General features: G+C 37.0%; 16 protein-coding genes and 1 pseudogene. 10 read left to right on the top strand and 7 right to left on the bottom strand.

The window, feature by feature from the left end:
- The first annotated feature begins 2 nt into the window (after positions 1 to 2).
- Positions 3 to 674 (top strand): porin family protein, encoded by a 672-nt coding sequence (locus tag ACTJJF_RS10515; protein ID WP_440699623.1) that lies wholly within the window; start codon positions 3 to 5, stop codon positions 672 to 674.
- 240 nt (positions 675 to 914) lie between these two features.
- Here ACTJJF_RS10515 and ACTJJF_RS10520 read toward each other — a convergent pair whose 3' ends face one another.
- The 3 genes from ACTJJF_RS10520 to ACTJJF_RS10530 form a co-directional block, all read right to left on the bottom strand.
- Positions 915 to 2,225 carry an ABC transporter permease gene (locus ACTJJF_RS10520; protein ID WP_440699624.1) on the bottom strand — a complete coding sequence of 437 codons (1,311 nt, stop codon included), beginning with the start codon at positions 2,223 to 2,225 and terminating at the stop codon, positions 915 to 917.
- Positions 2,226 to 2,228: 3 nt separating this feature from the next.
- A complete protein-coding gene (locus ACTJJF_RS10525) occupies positions 2,229 to 3,140 on the bottom strand; it encodes an ABC transporter ATP-binding protein (protein WP_312302390.1) in 912 nt (303 codons plus the stop codon).
- A gap of 105 nt (positions 3,141 to 3,245) precedes the next feature.
- Positions 3,246 to 3,596: a T9SS type A sorting domain-containing protein gene (locus ACTJJF_RS10530; protein ID WP_312302387.1), complete on the bottom strand. Its 351-nt coding sequence runs from the start codon at positions 3,594 to 3,596 to the stop codon at positions 3,246 to 3,248.
- Between the two features lie 117 nt (positions 3,597 to 3,713).
- On the opposite strand from ACTJJF_RS10530, the gene hemB reads away from it, so the two are divergent.
- Positions 3,714 to 4,703, top strand: a complete 990-nt coding sequence (hemB, locus tag ACTJJF_RS10535) for a porphobilinogen synthase (protein WP_440699625.1) — start codon at positions 3,714 to 3,716, stop codon at positions 4,701 to 4,703.
- Positions 4,704 to 4,814: 111 nt separating this feature from the next.
- Here hemB and ACTJJF_RS10540 read toward each other — a convergent pair whose 3' ends face one another.
- The 3 genes from ACTJJF_RS10540 to ACTJJF_RS10550 form a co-directional block, all read right to left on the bottom strand.
- A complete protein-coding gene (locus ACTJJF_RS10540) occupies positions 4,815 to 5,003 on the bottom strand; it encodes a bacteriocin (RefSeq protein ID WP_312302380.1) in 189 nt (62 codons plus the stop codon).
- Between the two features lie 48 nt (positions 5,004 to 5,051).
- Positions 5,052 to 5,780, bottom strand: a complete 729-nt coding sequence (locus ACTJJF_RS10545; protein ID WP_440699626.1) for a hypothetical protein — start codon at positions 5,778 to 5,780, stop codon at positions 5,052 to 5,054.
- A 73-nt stretch (positions 5,781 to 5,853) separates the two neighbouring features.
- The gene (locus tag ACTJJF_RS10550; protein ID WP_440699627.1) at positions 5,854 to 6,147 is read right to left on the bottom strand and encodes a TM2 domain-containing protein; all 294 of its coding nucleotides are present in this window, start codon (positions 6,145 to 6,147) and stop codon (positions 5,854 to 5,856) included.
- Between the two features lie 154 nt (positions 6,148 to 6,301).
- Here ACTJJF_RS10550 and lptB point away from each other — a divergent pair.
- The 3 genes and pseudogenes from lptB to ACTJJF_RS10565 form a co-directional block, all read left to right on the top strand.
- A pseudogene (gene lptB / locus ACTJJF_RS10555) lies at positions 6,302 to 7,027 on the top strand (LPS export ABC transporter ATP-binding protein); the annotation flags it as partial.
- A gap of 504 nt (positions 7,028 to 7,531) precedes the next feature.
- Positions 7,532 to 9,259 carry an ABC transporter ATP-binding protein gene (locus ACTJJF_RS10560; RefSeq protein ID WP_312302421.1) on the top strand — a complete coding sequence of 576 codons (1,728 nt, stop codon included), beginning with the start codon at positions 7,532 to 7,534 and terminating at the stop codon, positions 9,257 to 9,259.
- 62 nt (positions 9,260 to 9,321) lie between these two features.
- The gene (locus ACTJJF_RS10565; RefSeq protein WP_440699628.1) at positions 9,322 to 10,272 is read left to right on the top strand and encodes a helix-turn-helix transcriptional regulator; all 951 of its coding nucleotides are present in this window, start codon (positions 9,322 to 9,324) and stop codon (positions 10,270 to 10,272) included.
- 107 nt (positions 10,273 to 10,379) lie between these two features.
- Here ACTJJF_RS10565 and ACTJJF_RS10570 read toward each other — a convergent pair whose 3' ends face one another.
- Entirely contained in the window at positions 10,380 to 10,871 is a 492-nt protein-coding gene (locus tag ACTJJF_RS10570; protein WP_440699629.1) for a DinB family protein, read from the bottom strand.
- Between the two features lie 171 nt (positions 10,872 to 11,042).
- Here ACTJJF_RS10570 and ACTJJF_RS10575 point away from each other — a divergent pair, with 171 nt between their 5' ends.
- From ACTJJF_RS10575 to ACTJJF_RS10595, 5 genes are all read left to right on the top strand, one after another.
- Positions 11,043 to 11,627, top strand: a complete 585-nt coding sequence (locus ACTJJF_RS10575) for a hypothetical protein (protein WP_440699630.1) — start codon at positions 11,043 to 11,045, stop codon at positions 11,625 to 11,627.
- A 346-nt stretch (positions 11,628 to 11,973) separates the two neighbouring features.
- Positions 11,974 to 14,394, top strand: coding sequence for a TonB-dependent receptor plug domain-containing protein (locus ACTJJF_RS10580; protein WP_440699631.1), 2,421 nt, complete (start codon positions 11,974 to 11,976; stop codon positions 14,392 to 14,394).
- 190 nt (positions 14,395 to 14,584) lie between these two features.
- Complete coding sequence (locus ACTJJF_RS10585) at positions 14,585 to 15,154, top strand: cob(I)yrinic acid a,c-diamide adenosyltransferase (protein ID WP_312302357.1); 570 nt, start codon at positions 14,585 to 14,587, stop codon at positions 15,152 to 15,154.
- Positions 15,144 to 15,773 carry a thiamine diphosphokinase gene (locus tag ACTJJF_RS10590; RefSeq protein WP_312302354.1) on the top strand — a complete coding sequence of 210 codons (630 nt, stop codon included), beginning with the start codon at positions 15,144 to 15,146 and terminating at the stop codon, positions 15,771 to 15,773. Before ACTJJF_RS10585 ends, ACTJJF_RS10590 begins: the two co-directional genes overlap by 11 nt.
- 225 nt (positions 15,774 to 15,998) lie before the next feature.
- Entirely contained in the window at positions 15,999 to 16,874 is an 876-nt protein-coding gene (locus ACTJJF_RS10595; RefSeq protein ID WP_440699632.1) for a tyrosine-protein phosphatase, read from the top strand.
- Positions 16,875 to 16,896 lie beyond the last annotated feature (22 nt).

Consider the following 16,896-nt stretch of genomic DNA (forward strand, 5'->3'; position numbering starts at 1 on the left):
ATATGAAAAAACTTTTATTAGCCTCAGCTTTAACCCTGTCTGCTTTATCCTTTGCCCAGGTGCAATGGGGAAGTACAAGATTTGGGGTTACAGGAGGTTTAAACTACTCAAGAGTAGCCAACGCCCATAATCCCTCTGGTCCGAGATACACTTTTCAAGGTGGAGCTCTGGCATTAATCCCCGTGGGGAAGGCAAATCAGTTCTTTATACAACCTGAAGTCCTGTATTACGGTGCAGGAGAAACCGGGAAAGATAAAGATGCTAAAGGTAGAGACGGTTATGACGCAGTATATGCCAATAACTATCTGAGTGTGCCTCTTTATTTCAAAGGATACTTTTCAGAAGCTGAATCGGAATTCTTTGGAATGATAGGTCCGAGATTTAACTTCTTGCTAAGCCAGGACGTTAAAAACGCTCCTCTTGCCAGACCGTATTATGATCCGGACGTTACAGACCCTTCACAACCTTCAGGCGTGAATGGGAAAGCAAAAACCTTTAACTGGGGACTAGGATTAGGAATAGGGTACAGCTACAAGAGACAGCTTGAAGTTGCTCTTAAATATGACTTAGGTCTGGGTGATACTTATCCTGGTCTTAAAAAAGAACTTAAGGGTAATGATAAGAAAAAATCAGAACAGGTTTTAGCACTTACCTTAAGCTATATATTCAATTAGAATTTTTTATTCAGAATATAAAATCCCGGAATTATTTCCGGGATTTCTCTTTTTAAGGACGGTGCATCAATTGAAGTAGGAAGCAGGAGCATTAAAAAATCATTCAGCAAAACCATTCAGATTTTGTTTATCCCTTGCTTTATAATTAGAAATCAAAATTGATATTTAAACAAAAAGAGCAGATTTGCCATGATGCGAATCTGCTCTTTTTTATTTTTTGATATTAAGCTTTTGCTCAGATTATCCTCTGATCCATTTCCAAAGCTCTTTCAGGGTTGCTTTATTTCCATACATCAGAATACCTACACGGTAGATTTTTCCGGCAAGGAAGATCATGAAAATCGTTGTTCCCAGCAATAATACAATAGATAATGCAATCTGCCACGCAGGTACTCCAAAAGGAATTCTGGCGATCATGGCAACAGGAGATGTGAACGGGATGATAGATAACCAGAAACCTAACGGCCCATCCGGATTATTCATTAAGGTAAAACTTCCATACATTCCTAATGTTAGCGGTAAAATAGCAAATAAAGTGAACTGCTGTGTTTCAGTTTCATTGTCCACTGCTGAGCCGATGGCTGCGTACACTGAACTGTAGAAAATATATCCCAAGAGAAAAAAGACGATAAATACAAAGATGATCAATGGGAAATTAAGCTCAAGCAGGCTATGGGAGATCTGAGTGGCAAGCTGCCCCATATCCAGTTTGCTGGCAATCTCATCATTGCCTCCGGGAATACCTTTTTGAAGCGGCGAGAAACCTGTATTCAGAACCAGCGCTCCGATGACAGACATGGTGATCCAGATCACAAACTGAGTAAGCGCAACAAAAGTTACTCCTAAGATTTTTCCCATCATCAGCTCAAAAGGCTTTACAGAAGAAATGATAATTTCCACAACACGGTTGTTCTTTTCCTCAAGAACACTTCGCATTACCCTCACTCCATAAATAATAATGAACATGAATGTTACATACATCAGTACCATACTAAGGCCTGATTTTACCCCGAAAGAAAGATCGGAATCCTCTTTGTTATTGTTGCTGACATTAATGGTTTTCAGGCTGAAACTTTTATCCAGGTCATTCAGCTGAGCTTCCTGAATCCCCAATTGCTTGATCTTTTCTTTTTTCACAACATCACTGATGTCAGAAACGATCCTTTGCTTGGTATCAAACCCTATTTTAGTATTGATGACCAGCCTTGTATCTTTTTCAAGTGCATCGAAATTCTGGTCTTTCAGTTCAGGCAGGATCAGAATACCATCCAGAGATTCATTGCCCTTTAAATTATTGATCTTCGATTTTTCATCGGCAGCAGAAACAAATACATAGTTCAGCTTGTCATTCGATTTCAGCTTATTCGTGAAAAGTCCGCTTTTGTCAACCACCTCTATGATACTGTGTGACTCATTGGCCTTGAACATTAACCCGATCACAGCACCGAAGGCAATGATCATAACAGGTGCCAGTAAAGTCAGTATAATGAAAGATTTTTTCTTAACCTGCGTAAGAAATTCTCTCTTTGTAATTAAAAAAATATTTTTCATAAATTAGGAATGGTTACTTACAGCATTAATAAACACCTCATTCATACTAGGAATTCTTTCATCGAATGATCTTACTTTTCCTACATGTACAAGATCAAGAAGAATATTATTCTGATCCGCTTCATTTTTCAGATCAAAAGAAACAAGGCTGTTCTCATTTGAAAAATTAAAGATCTCATATTTACCCTTGAAACTCTCAAACTGATCATTGCTGACATCAGAAAGTGTAACCCCGAAAATATTTTTCTTGAACTTTTCTCTTACGTCAAAAACCCTTCCGTCAATGATCTTTTTAGAATTATTGATCAAAGCAACGTAGTCACACATCTCTTCCACACTTTCCATTCTGTGGGTAGAAAGAATGATTGTAGTACCATTATTTTTAAGATCGATGATCTGATCTTTGATTAAGTTGGCATTTACAGGGTCAAAACCGGAGAAGGGCTCATCAAGAATTAAAAGATGAGGTCTGTGAAGTACGGTTACTACAAACTGGATCTTTTGGGCCATTCCTTTAGAAAGTTCAGACAGTTTTTTCTTCCACCACTGATCAATATTCAGTTTATCAAACCATTTTTTGGCTTCATTCAGTGCATCATTTTTGCTCATTCCTTTCAATTCTCCGAAATAAAGGATCTGATCACCTACGCTCATATTCTTGTAAAGCCCTCTTTCTTCAGGCATATAGCCGATATCTTTGATGTGGTTGGGATTCAGCTTTTCTCCGTTAATGAAGATATCTCCTGAATCAGCTTGGGTAATTTGATTGATAATCCGGATGAAAGAAGTCTTTCCGGCTCCGTTGGGTCCTAAAAGGCCATAAATACTGCCTTTGGGAACATGGATGCTGAAATCATCCAGTGCAACCTTTTTTCCGGCGTTATAGGTCTTTTTAATATGTTCAGCTCTTAGCATTAAGTTATTTTTTTACAATTAGTAGAAAAAAGTCCTTAAAGTTACGGAAATATTAAACGAGATTAAGGGAAAAGAAAAAATCCTGATGATTATCAGGATTTTAATTTATTGTTTTACGATCTGGGTAACTTTCTGCGTATTGTCACTTAAAATATAACGGATCATATATTTTCCGGGCTTCAGTTTTTCAATATTGATCTCACCGGAATTCATATTCACTGTATAATTAGCGACCTGCATACCCAAAATAGAATAAAAAGTCACACTTTTGATTCTTAAAGAAGAATCTTTTGCCTTAATGATAAGGTAGTCCTTTGCAGGATTTGGATAGGCAAGCAACACTCCATCATCCGCTTTCTGGGTGGTGGAACTCGGCTCTCTAAGCTGAGCTTGTAAATTGTTGGAAAAACCAACAAAAGTGCCTACAAATAAAATTAAAAGTAAAAATTTTTTCATCAAATTTATAATTTCTCGAATATATATAACAAATGTAACAAATTCTATAATCTCATACAATAGTTTTTTATAGAACTTATATTAAATTTGTAGAACTTATTCAAAAAGTATTCCAAAATGATACATTCAAGAAATAGAAGACTTAGAGTTAATGAATCTATCAGAAGTCTGGTAAGAGAAAATGTGCTTACAACTGATGATTTTGTAATGCCGATCTTCGTAATGGAGGGCGAAAACAAGCAGGAGGCAATCCCGTCTATGCCGGGAATTTTTAGGCGGAGTATAGATTTGACAGTGAAGGAATGTAAGGAATTATTTTCTTTAGGCGTAAAAGCTGTCAATTTGTACATGAAAGTGTCAGAACATCTGAAAGACAATACAGGAAAAGAAGCATGGAACAAAGACGGCTTGATGCAGAATACAATAAAAGCTATCAAAGATGCAGTTCCGGGAATGATTATTATGCCGGATGTAGCTTTAGACCCATATTCGATCTATGGCCATGACGGAATCATTGAAAACGGAAAAGTCTTAAATGATGCAACCAATGATGCTCTGGCAAGAATGTCAGTATCCCACGCAGAAGCAGGTGCAGACCTTGTGGCACCAAGTGATATGATGGATGGCAGAGTACAGGTGATCCGTGAAGCACTGGAACAAAGCGGTTTTACAGATGTAGGAATTGTAAGCTATGCTGCCAAATATGCAAGTTCTTTCTACGGTCCTTTCAGAAGTGCTTTAGACAGTGCTCCGAAAGATGATATGGAAATTCCGAAAGATAAAAAAACGTACCAGATGGACTTCCACAATACCCGTGAAGCATTGAATGAAGTATTTAAGGATATTGAAGAAGGAGCAGATGTGATCATGATCAAACCGGGACTTCCTTATCTGGATATTGTTTCCAAAGTGCGTGAAGCTATTGATCTTCCGATTGCAGTATACAACGTAAGTGGAGAGTATGCCATGGTAAAAGCTGCTGCCCAGAACGGTTGGTTGGATAATGACAAGACGATCATTGAAAGTTTGACCTGTTTCAAAAGAGCAGGAGCAGACATGATCTTTACTTACTTTGCAAAAGAAGCTGCAATCCTGTTGAATAAATAATAAGCATTAAATTACGGAATCGGATATATCCATGCATAACAGAGCATCGACTAATGATTTCAGTATAAAAAGGAAAGGAGGTTGTAATAAAAACAACCTCCTTTTTTCTGATTAACCGTTCCCAAAGCATGCGGTGTAATGACGGTGTCCCTCATGAATAGGGTCTTGTCCGCCATTATCATCTACACAAATATTGGTAGGACACAGATACCATCCTGCCGGGCAGTTTCCATTTGCATCAGGGAATCTTAAACTTCCACCATTAATGTTCTTCAGATCTTTTTTCGTTAATTTTTTCATTAATTTAAAATTTTATGGGTTTAGCGATCCTAAAGTAATAAAAAAATATCACATTATGTTGAAATCCTTTCCTTTTGTGAATTTTGCTGCAAAAGGAGCCTGATTTCCGGAGTATTTTAAAACAAAATGTTTTTGGGTATCAGTATCTGTTTTGGCATCAATTTCTACATCTTTGGTCTGAAAGCTGAGGTCTAATCCGGAGGCAGCCTCTTTTTCCAGGAAAATTTCCACACTTTCGGCATAGAATAATGAGGTACTCAGGTAATTAAACTTAATATTCTTTCTGTATGTCTTAGATTTTGATTGGGTAAAAAGAGAATAATTTTTCAGAATTTCAATTCCGGGAGAATCAATATTCGTTATTCTTGATTTGGTTACATTATTTACCCTTACGGAAAAACTTTTTGCATTTTTTATATTTCCGTTTACTCCGATGTTGAATAAAGAGGGAAGTGACAGACCGTATTCGATCATACTTTCTCTGGTAAATTCGAAATCAGGGATCAGGGCAGGATGTTTTGGAGTATTGATCAGTTGTTCCTTTACGGTATTTAAAGCTCCGTCAGAAAAAAGATATCCGATAAGATTGTTTCCCGTAGTTCTCCAGTTTCGCCCGTTCCATTCAAAAATCTCACAAAGCAGGGTATCTGTAGAAGAATGAGGAAGAAGATCCATGTCCTGCCATTTGAACACTTCTTTTGCATAAGGCCTGCGATTAGTAATACTGACTCCCAGATCCAATGCCAGCAGATCTGTCAGTTCCTGATTATTTTCCATAATAATTCTTTCTTGATTTGATGCTGATTAAAATTATGGAAATAAAAATTGACAATAAAAAGAAAACTGTTTTTTATAACCAGCCTTTTCTTCCGTAAACATAAGTGTCATCAAACTGTCTATCACTCATAAAGAGATAAAGAATACCTTCAATAAAAGGAATAATGGATGCTGCACCTAAAGTAACCACATTCAGGATCAGCTGAATAATACCTTCTTTGGTATATCCCAGATAAAATTTATTCAAAGCCAGCCATCCTACAAGAATTCCCAATATAGCAGCAGGAAGTTTTTTCTCCGAACGGTATGGGATATTGGTTTGCTGATTTCCTGTGTTTTCTGTTTTCGTATAACCGTAATTTTCCATTTCTTAGTATTTATAATGAATTGGTTTGTTTCATAATAAGTAGTTGGAAATCACGAAAAGTTACAGTGATTGGGAAGTGAATAAGTTTACATATAACGCAAACAAGTTTACATTAACATATAAGTGAAGTTTATATTTTTGATATATTTGCCCTATGATTTTACGAGGAGAAAACTTAATCAAAGAATACGGTCCTAAAAAAGTTGTAAAAGGCGTTTCTGTACAGGTTCAACAGGGAGAAATTGTAGGTTTGCTGGGTCCGAACGGAGCAGGAAAAACCACATCGTTTTATATGATCGTAGGGTTGGTTAAGCCCACTTCAGGGAAGATTTTCCTGGATAAACAGGAGATTACTACCGATGCCATGTACCGTAGGGCTCAGAAGGGAATCGGATACCTGGCACAGGAGGCTTCCGTTTTCAGAAAACTGTCTGTAGAAGAAAATATTATGGGCGTATTGCAGCTTACCAAGCTTTCAAAGCGTGAGCAGCAGATCAAATGTGATGAGCTGATCGAAGAATTTTCTTTACAGCATGTCCGTAAAAACAGAGGAGATCTTCTTTCCGGGGGGGAAAGACGTAGAACGGAGATTGCCCGTTGTCTTGCCACAAGCCCGAACTTTATTCTTTTGGATGAGCCGTTTGCCGGAGTAGACCCGATTGCCGTAGAAGATATCCAGAAAATCGTAAGAAGCCTGGTTGATAAAAATATCGGAATTCTGATTACCGACCACAACGTACAGCAGACCCTTGCGATTACCAACAAAACCTATATCATGTTTGAAGGAAAGATCCTGAAAGAAGGACTTCCGGAAGATCTTGCAAACGATCCGCAGGTAAGAGAAGCTTATCTTGGTGAAAACTTCGTCTATCAGAGTATTTTAGATAAACCAAAGAAGAAAAGGTATGCCTACAATATCTGGGCAGGGAATTTTGATTCAAAAACTCACCTGCAGGGATTTGTTGACGAAAACTTCAGGGAGTATGATAATCTGAGACTGATGTATGGTTTTGAAGATGTAAGTTTTGCTTCATTAGGAAACTCAGAGATCGAGCATATCTTCAGCGAGGTAGTGGATAAAAATGCAAACAATTCATTTGTTTTCCAGAAAAAAGAAATCAATTCACAATATTCTCTGGAGCAGGCACAAGCAGAATCCAAAAAAGTAAGCCAGCCGGAACTGCATTATCTTACAACCTACATGTATGAAGGATAAAATTTAAACATTTAACAGTTTAAAATCATAATAAAAACGTACCTTTTTCTTTTGAAAACGGTACGTTTTTCAGTTTAAATAATTCCTATGGCAAAACCATTCAACAGAACCGTTACTTTATTCGGAATTTATAAGCAGCTAGTTCCTTTCATCAGACCTTACCGCCCCATGATTTATGGGACGTTGTTCCTTACATTTTTGGGAGCTCTTGCAGCACAGGTCAACCCAATTGTTCTGAAGTATACCGTAGATGAGGTGACCAACCTTACCCATCTCCCACATCCGATGACAGAGGGTATTCATATCCTGATTGTTATTTCCATTATTTTACTGGGAAAAGAATTGTTGAACATCTTTATCAATTTCGGACAGAAATTTTATGGGGAAAAGATCAGGATCAATGTAAGTTCTGTTTTGGCACAATCTGCTATTGACAAAATTCTGACGTATAAAGTTGCCTATTTTAACGATGAAAATCATGAATCCGGAAAATTACAGATCAGGATAGACCGTGGGATTGAAAGTCTTACCAGACTGGTTCAAAATTTTTTTATAGATATTCTTCCCTTGTTTTCCAATGCGATTATTGCGCTTATCATTATGTATATGCAGAATGTTTATGTAGGAGCTGTTTCTACGATTATTGTTCCTATTTATTTTTACATAAGTTCTTTACAGGCTAAAAAACTGAGCGGAGTCCGAAGACAGCTTAGAAATCAACGGGAGAAAAAAACTTCAGGTCTTTTGAATCTGATCAATTCTATTATGGTGATTAAAAGTTTTGTCCGGGAAAAATTTGAAGGTAAAAAGCAGTATGACCTTCAGATGCAACTTATGGAAAGCCAGATGTTCACCAGAAAGACCAATTTTATTTACGACGGTTTAAAGACATTTATTGAACAGTTCGGAGTGGTTCTGATCATTCTGCTGACCGTTTACCTGGTGCTGGATCAGCAAATGACCATTGGAGCGATCATGCTTCATATTATGCTGTTCAACAATGTTTCGGCACCTATCCGCCAGCTGCACAGGATCTATGATGATATGAATGATGCCATGATTTATGCCGAAGGATATTTTGATATTTTAAATGCTGATGACGAAACAGAACCGAACGGAAACTTTGTAGAAAAAGCGATCCGGGGAACTTTTGAACTGAAAAATGTTGATTTTACTTATCCCAACGGTACAAAAGCGCTTCATAATGTTTCTATGAAAATTGAAAACGGAAAAACAACTGCTTTGGTAGGGCTGAGCGGAGCGGGAAAATCAACAGTGATTAATCTTTTATGCAAATTTTATCTTCCGGATTCCGGTGAAATTTTACTTGACGACGTGAATCTGAATGATTATAATAATACCTTTCTGAGAAGTGATCTGGGGCTGGTGTTACAGCGTAATCATATTTTTCAGGGAAGTATTGAAGACAATATCCGCTATGGGGATATGAATGCAGGTTTTGAACAAATAGAGGAAGCTGCCAAAAAAGCATATCTGCATGACCAGATTATGGATCTTCCTGATGGCTATAAACATGATGCAACACAGCTTTCAGGTGGTCAGCAGCAGAGAATTGCCATCGCAAGATTATTTTTGAAAGATCCCCCGATTATCTTTCTGGATGAACCTACAGCAAGTCTGGATGCCATTGCCACAGAGCAGATCAAAAACTCTCTGGATGCTATTAAAGAAGGGCGAACTGTAATCATAATTTCCCATTCTTTATCCCAGATCTTGGATTCGGATACCATCTATGTGATGAAAAAAGGGAGAGTGGTGGAGAACGGAACCCATGATGAACTTTATAATAAAGATGGAACCTACCGTGAAATTTTTGATGCATCTGCCCGCAGTTTAAATCTGGATAAACTGGTCAATACTTATAAGGAAAATTAATTGAAAAAGCCTTTGTAGGATAAGTCATACCTCAAAAAAGAATTTTAGCTTTGTGAAGCAATATGAACGATCACTATCTTAAAAAATTGGACCGGGTAACGGCTATTCTTACCCAGCTTCAGTCTAAACCAGTTGTGCGGGCACAGGATCTGGCTGACAAATTTGACGTGAGCATCAGAACCATTTACCGTGATGTGAAAACCCTGGAAAATGCAGGTATTCCTATTGTAGGAGAAGCCGGGAATGGTTATTCTTTAATGGAAGGCTATAAACTGCCACCCATTATGTTTACCAAAGAAGAAGTACTGAGTTTCATTACGGCGGAAAAACTGATGCAGAAATTTTCGCATCAAAGTTTAGGGAATCATTATCAGGCAGCTATGGAGAAAGTCCGTTCAGTACTGAGGTATTCAGATAAAAGTCTGATTCAGAATATTGAAAAACAGATTGATGTTTTCAGCGCTCATTCAAGTCCGGGAGATTCTCTTAAAAATGTTATTCCTATTATTCTGGAAAGTATCGCAGAGAAAACCCAGCTGAATATAGAATATCAGACGGTAGATGGCAGAGTGACCAACAGAACCATAGAAGCGGTAGGAATTTTCTTTGAGTTCAATTTCTGGTATACCATGGCATATTGTATCCTGAGAAAAGACTTCAGGCAATTCAGGGTAGACAGAATTCAGCAGATCTCCAAAACACAGACTCCTTTTTTACAGGAATACGGCCAGATCAATGATTATAGAAAATCGCATGGAAATAAAGTGAAGGCTAAACTTCTGGTCGACAAGAAAATCATGGGTCACCTTGTAAATTCTAAAAGATATTATGGCCTGGTAGAAGAAGTGGAAACAGAACATGGTGTAGAACTGACCTTTGAAACGGAATGGATGGCAGACGGATTTCCACGCTGGCTGATTACCTTCGCAGATTATGCCACAGTTCTGGAGCCGGAAAGCCTTCGGACAAAACTCAATGAACTACTTGTAAGAATGACGGAAAGACATCAATAAACCCCAACAGATTCCTGCTGAGGTTAAGTTGACTGAGTTATGCAAATAGATGAAATGGTTTAAAAGCTAAGAGGAAAGCAGATCAATAAATTGGCGTTTCAACTTAATTAAAATCTCTCCCAGAAGAAAGGCGGTTCAATTCCTAATGCCCGCAGATACACATATCCCTGGCCACGGTGGTGGATTTCGTTGTCTATAAAATAAAGGACGTTTTCATACACCGGGAATTCATACTGACCGAACAGATTGAACGTTTCCTGGAAACGATCTTCAGAGATCTGATTAAAATAGTGATTGATTACTTCTGTTTCTTCGTCCCACTTTTTTAAGATATCCTCTTTTGTCTTCGGATTAAAACCTTCTTCGTTATATCCTTCCATATTTCCTTCTACAATTCCTTTTAATGCAGGTCCGGCGATGCTGATAAGCTCCACTGCCAGTTTTGCAAACGGTCTCATACCGCCCACTGAAAATTCAAATAATTCTTTTTCAGGGAAAGCTTCAATTACTCTTCTTGTCAGATTTCTGTGTCCTTGCCAGTCTTTTAATAACTGATCAGTGGTCATGAATTGTTTTGTGGCTGTTGCTGTAGTTGTCATAATGTATTGTTTTTGTTTGTTGTTGATACAAAGGTAATCGGGAGTTATGACAACAGTTTGTCAGTAGTATTTTGAGTATTGAAAAAAATATTTTTCCTTTGCTAAAATATACCTGACTACTTTTCCGTTAGAAGAGGGTATATTAATAAAAAGAAATGATCAATTAGAATTATGAAGAAGTATATTTTGCCTGTTATTACCACTCTTTTATTAGTATCGTGTAATAAAATTGAAGAAAAAATAGACCAAACCGTTCAGAAAACAACCGAAACTGTGCAGCAAAAAGCCCAGCAGGCAGTAGAGGAAACAGTAAAAAATACGGTCAATGAATCTATCAATTCCTTAACCAATTCCCAGGATGTGAAGTTCAACGAGGTTTTCCCCAATACAGGAAACGCTATAGTTTCAGAAGAAAAGGGAAAGAAAATTAAAATTCCCGGGAGACCTGAAGGATATGTATTCAAATACAAAGCTGATATTGCCGTATTGCTTCCTTTTCTGGAAGGGCAGCCTACTGCAGATGAAAATAAATCTGATAAGAAAGCCCGTAAAATTGATGGGCAAAGTATTGTGGATAAACTAAGTTTTGTATCAAAATTTCTTCCTGACAATACCTTTGATACCAGTCTTCTGGAAGATATTAAGAATGATAAGAATATTGAATATTATAAACTGAAGAGATTTCCTAATAGTAGTACAATCATCTACAACCCAAAAAATCAGACCATCATACAGTACGTAGAGGTAAATAAATAATTTGGATATGGCCGGTTTTTACCGGCCATTTTTTTTTCCCAGGCATTTCCAGTCATTGCGAGCCACAGGCGAAGCAATCTCAACCCGTTGAAAACTATTTTATCAGAACGACTAAAATCATGTTTATTTCAGATGTCAACTAATTGATTTTTTTATACAAATGTGATGCTATTGATTTATTTTTTTTCACGTTATTAATAAATTACTTTACGTTTTGTATATTAATTATTGTTTTAATGAAATGGTATAATTTTCGCAAATATGAAATTGAATTGATATTATATTTTTTATTTTCATATTTAATGTTGATTTTTTTACTAGATTTATTGAATAATTAATAATTGGTATGAGAAATAATTTATTTAATGGAAAAATCTATGCATTAGTATTAAGCGGAGCTGGTGCAATGGGATATGCTCAGGACAGCATAAAACAAAATAAAATAGATGAAGTGGTAGTTACCACGGGTAGAACCAAGCCCAGAACCATCATTACCTCAGCAATTCCTATTGATAATATTTCCGCCGTACAATTAAAATCCACAGGACAGGTAACTTTTGATAAAGCTTTAACCTATGCCGTTCCCTCTTTCAATTCATCACAACAAACCGTTTCTGATGCAACAGCTCACTTTGATCCGGCAGATTTAAGAGGATTAGGGCCTTCCAGAACCTTGGTTTTGGTGAATGGTAAAAGAAAAAATCAAAGTGCTTTAATTTATGTAAATGATACCCCGGGAAAAGGGGAAGTAGGTACAGATCTGAAAAGTATTCCTTCAGCAGCCTTGCAAAACGTAGAAGTATTGAGGGATGGTGCATCTGCACAGTACGGATCTGATGCTATTGCCGGAGTTATTAATATTATTCTTAAGAACAGTGTTGGAAAAAGCACAGTCAATCTTTTCTCAGGAATTACTTCAAAAGGAGATGGTTTTAATATCGGAGCAGATTTTAATACTGGAATCAGAGTAGCAAAAACAGGAAGTCTGAATCTTACCTTCGGATTTTCCTCTCAAAATAAAACGAATCGTGCCGGATCTATTACAAAAGATGATCTTTTTGGTGTGGATAATGCCTGGACTCAGGCCAATCCCGGTTTAGGAATGATTATAGGGCAGCCGGAGACCAAAGTGGGTAATATGTTTGTGAATTTTGAACTCCCAACAGGTGAAACAGGCAAATTTTATGCTTTTGGGGGGACAACCTACAGAAATGGGACCAGTTTTGCTTTATACAGAACACCTTATTGGGTAACTTCAGATTTTGGTTTATTAACTCCAAAAGGACAAGCTTACAACGGATTCCAACCGCAATTTAAAACAGATGTTTATGATTATAATTTAACCTCCGGATGGAAAGGGATGTTTGGAAAATGGAGTTTTGATGGGAGTGCAACCTTTGGTTCTAATGCAGTAGATTATGCTGTAGCAAATACCATTAATACTTCTTTAGGTGCAAATTCCCCAACTTATTTTAAAGTTGGTGGTCACCAGTTCAGTAATATTATAGGAAATATAGATATCAGCCGGGATTTTGGTGCGCTTGTTTTAGGAGCAGGAGCTGAAGTGCGTAACGAAAACTATCAGGCAAGAGCAGGAGAAGAAGCCTCTTATATAGGAAGTGGTGCAGAATCATTTCCGGGGCTGCAGCCTCAAAATGAAGTCAATAAAAACCGTCAGAATATCGGAGCTTATTTGAATGCGGAATGGGATATTACAAAAAACTTATTAGTTGGAGGAACGGTGAGGTATGAAAATTTCAGTGATTTCGGAAATAATGTTTCCTGGAAAGGAAATGCAAGGTATAAATTGCTGGATGATAAATTGGTTTTCCGTGGATCTGTTTCTACAGGGTTCCGTGCCCCTTCATTACACCAGATTTATTATTCCAATGTTCAAACCAAAATTACAGGAAATACAGTAGCGAATCAGGGTACTTTTAATAATGACTCTCAAATTATAAGATCTGACCTTGGGGTTCCTAAATTAAATGCTGAAAAAGCCTTTAACATTACCGGGGGATTAGCCGTAAAACCATTTAAAAGCCTTACTATTACAGCAGATTATTATAGAATAAAAATTAAAGACAGAGTACTTTTCTCAGGAGATATTGGTTATAAAACTGGCGCTCCGGGAAGTCCGGATCTGACAAACCCTGTAGAAGTAATATTAAACAATAATAAAATAACTTCCCTGAAGTTTTTCACCAATGCTGTGAATACAGTGACTCAGGGGGTAGATTTTGTTGCTAATTATAATACTTCTGCTATTGGCAAAGGAAAACTGGGAATTATTGCGGCTTTCAATTATAACGAAACTAAAATAGTAGATAATATTGCCGTTCCGCCTATTTTGGCCCAAAATGGTTACTCAGACAACTTTTTTGATCGAAAAGAACAATCCAGAATTATCTCCGCAAGACCGAAAACAAAAACGATTCTGAGTCTCTCGTATGATATTACAAAGTTTAATTTTAACCTTAATAATACCTATTTTGGTTCAGTGACATGGCAGCACGCCACTGATCCGGCCAAAGATCAGACATTCTCTGGTAAAGTAGTTACAGACATCGTTTTAACCTATAAAATCACGAATGACCTTAAAGTTTCCGGAGTTGTAAATAATTTATTTAATATTTATCCGGATGTCATAGACAGCAAAGGAGATGTGGTAACAGATCTTGGAGGAAGGTTCAGATATCCCTGGGAGGTAAACCAGTTTGGATTTAACGGAACCACTTTTCAGCTTAATGTTAATTACACTTTTTAATCTATATATAAAGGAATTGGAATTTGCCTGTCATGCTTCACAATGAGAAAGCAATTTCAAAAGATATACAACCAACTTATGTGAAAATTACCTGACGTTTATTAATGTCAGGTAATTTTTTTCAGATAGAACAGGAAGTTATTAGTACATTTTACTTTTTACATTGTACAAAAAAAGGTATTTTAGTACTATGAAAATTTATACAAAGACAGGAGATAAAGGTCAGACTGCATTATACGGCGGAACAAGGGTTTCCAAAGCCAGTGCAAGAGTAGACAGTTATGGAAATATAGACGAGTTGAATTCATTCATCGGAATTGCGAAAAGTCATATCGAAGATGAAGAAGTGCTGAGACAGCTGAAGAAAATCCAGTTCGATCTATTCACTGTAGGTTCAGAAGCAGCAACGCCAGTAGATAAGCTGATGCTGGCCAACGGAAAATCACGTCTTCCCATCATTATTTCAGAAACAGAAATTGAAGAACTGGAACAATGGATGGATGCTTTTGATGAAAAACTGGAACCGCTTCAGTATTTTATTCTTCCCGGAGGTGGAAAATCTGCTACGTTTTTACACGCTGCCAGAACGATTTGCAGAAGAGCAGAGCGTTCGCTGGTATTTTTGAATGAGTCTGAAGAAGTACGTCCAGAACTGATCAAATATTTAAACAGATTATCAGACTATCTTTTCGTGCTGGCAAGATATGTTTCAAAACTAAACAACGAACAGGAAGATTACTGGAACCCGAATGAAAGATAAAGTATTACTTTTCATCAACGGAGACGCTCCAAAATCATTTCCGGATCTGAAGAAATACGGATTAATTGCCTGTACCGATGGCGCTTTCCATTATCTGAAAAGAATGAATTTTCCATTAGATCAACTGGATTTTATTTCCGGTGATTTTGACTCACATTCCGGCGCTGATGAAAATATTTATCATGAAAAATTTATCCATACACCGGATCAGGACCAGACGGATTTTTACAAAGCGTTAGATATTATTGCCGGAAAAGGATATAAGGAAGTAGATGTTTTTGGAGGAAGTGGAGGAGAGCAGGATCATTTTTTAGGAAACCTTACGGTAGCTTATGCTTTTAAAGATAAAATGGATCTGAAATTTTATGACGAATTTTCCGAATATTATTTTGTTCCGAAAAATGTTAAACTGAAAGACGTCAGAGACAAGATGGTGTCACTGTATCCATTTCCATCCGTAGAAAATATTACAACCAAAGGATTGAACTGGCCTTTGGCGAACGGAAGTTTAAGCATTACCTCAAGAATCGGAACCCGCAACTTTGCCGTTGAAGATGAGGTTTTCATTGACTATGAAAAGGGAGATCTGCTGATTTTTATCGGGAAAAATTATTTGTAACAGAATTTTAAATAAAACCAGGCAAGTCATTCAATAGAAACAGGCTTTAGCCAAAACAATTAACACTGCCAATATTCCCCTCCTCTGGAGGGGTGGCGAAAATTCAAAGAATTTTTGACGGGGTGGTTAAACAATTTCATCCCATTATAATAAAGCTCCAAATCACTTATGCTGATTAAAAATCGCTTTGTTTATGGATTCTATGACTACAAAAAATAAAACTTATTGAATAAACTAATCAAAATACCCGCCGTCACCCTTTCACTATTCTGTATTTTCTCATGCAAAACACAGCATTTTGAAAACCCGGAATATGGAAGAAATGAAACTGAAAAAGTAATCGGTATCAAAAAAGTAGCTAATTTCCGGACAGTAGGAAATATTAAAAATACAGAAGGTAGAACTTTAAAAGCAGGTAAGCTATACAGAAGTGCCCATCTTCACCAGCTGAAAAAGAAATCTTTCAGTGATCTTGAAAAGCTGGGAATAAAGGAAATCATCGATCTCAGAAACTCAAAAGAAATTGCTGAAAAACCAGATCAGATACCTCTAGAAACAGTTTACAAAAAATATTCAGCATTTGAAGATGAAGGAGATCAATTGGCTCAGGCCAGGAAACTTGTTCTTAAAGGTAAAGTAAACGCTTCCGATGCAGATAAAAGAATGATTGATTTCTACCGTGAGTATGTGACAGAAAACCCGGAAACGATAAAAAAGATTATTACAGAAATTCTGGAATCCAAAGACCCGATTCTTTACCATTGTACGGCAGGAAAAGACAGAACCGGAATTACCACCGCATTAATTCTTACCATTCTGAAATTTGATAAAGAGACTATTTACAACGAATATCTTTTATCCAATAATTACAGAAAAGACCTCGTTCAGAAGAGACTTCGTCTTGCCAATACCTTACATTTTCTCTATCCTAAAATGGATTTACAGGTACTGGAAAAACTGAGCTGGGTAGAAAAAAGATACCTTGATGCCGCTTTTGAGGAGATCAATAAAAAGTATGGGTCTACAGAAGTCTATATTCAGCAGGTATTGGGAATTTCAGACACCAAAAGAAGTGCGTATATTCAGAAGTTTACCTATTGATTATCAGAGATAAATTTTTCCA

This window comes from Chryseobacterium sp. 22458 (assembly GCF_052044975.1).
In the GTDB taxonomy this organism is placed as follows: Bacteria; Bacteroidota; Bacteroidia; order Flavobacteriales; family Weeksellaceae; genus Chryseobacterium.

Coding starts and splice junctions, on each gene's coding strand:
- ACTJJF_RS10515 (WP_440699623.1), top strand. CDS start 3: ATGAAAAAACTTTTATTAGCCTCAGCTTTAACCCTGTCTGCTTTATCC.
- ACTJJF_RS10520 (WP_440699624.1), bottom strand. CDS start 2,225: ATGAAAAATATTTTTTTAATTACAAAGAGAGAATTTCTTACGCAGGTT.
- ACTJJF_RS10525 (WP_312302390.1), bottom strand. CDS start 3,140: ATGCTAAGAGCTGAACATATTAAAAAGACCTATAACGCCGGAAAAAAG.
- ACTJJF_RS10530 (WP_312302387.1), bottom strand. CDS start 3,596: ATGAAAAAATTTTTACTTTTAATTTTATTTGTAGGCACTTTTGTTGGT.
- hemB (WP_440699625.1), top strand. CDS start 3,714: ATGATACATTCAAGAAATAGAAGACTTAGAGTTAATGAATCTATCAGA.
- ACTJJF_RS10540 (WP_312302380.1), bottom strand. CDS start 5,003: ATGAAAAAATTAACGAAAAAAGATCTGAAGAACATTAATGGTGGAAGT.
- ACTJJF_RS10545 (WP_440699626.1), bottom strand. CDS start 5,780: ATGGAAAATAATCAGGAACTGACAGATCTGCTGGCATTGGATCTGGGA.
- ACTJJF_RS10550 (WP_440699627.1), bottom strand. CDS start 6,147: ATGGAAAATTACGGTTATACGAAAACAGAAAACACAGGAAATCAGCAA.
- ACTJJF_RS10560 (WP_312302421.1), top strand. CDS start 7,532: ATGATTTATGGGACGTTGTTCCTTACATTTTTGGGAGCTCTTGCAGCA.
- ACTJJF_RS10565 (WP_440699628.1), top strand. CDS start 9,322: ATGAACGATCACTATCTTAAAAAATTGGACCGGGTAACGGCTATTCTT.
- ACTJJF_RS10570 (WP_440699629.1), bottom strand. CDS start 10,871: ATGACAACTACAGCAACAGCCACAAAACAATTCATGACCACTGATCAG.
- ACTJJF_RS10575 (WP_440699630.1), top strand. CDS start 11,043: ATGAAGAAGTATATTTTGCCTGTTATTACCACTCTTTTATTAGTATCG.
- ACTJJF_RS10580 (WP_440699631.1), top strand. CDS start 11,974: ATGAGAAATAATTTATTTAATGGAAAAATCTATGCATTAGTATTAAGC.
- ACTJJF_RS10585 (WP_312302357.1), top strand. CDS start 14,585: ATGAAAATTTATACAAAGACAGGAGATAAAGGTCAGACTGCATTATAC.
- ACTJJF_RS10590 (WP_312302354.1), top strand. CDS start 15,144: ATGAAAGATAAAGTATTACTTTTCATCAACGGAGACGCTCCAAAATCA.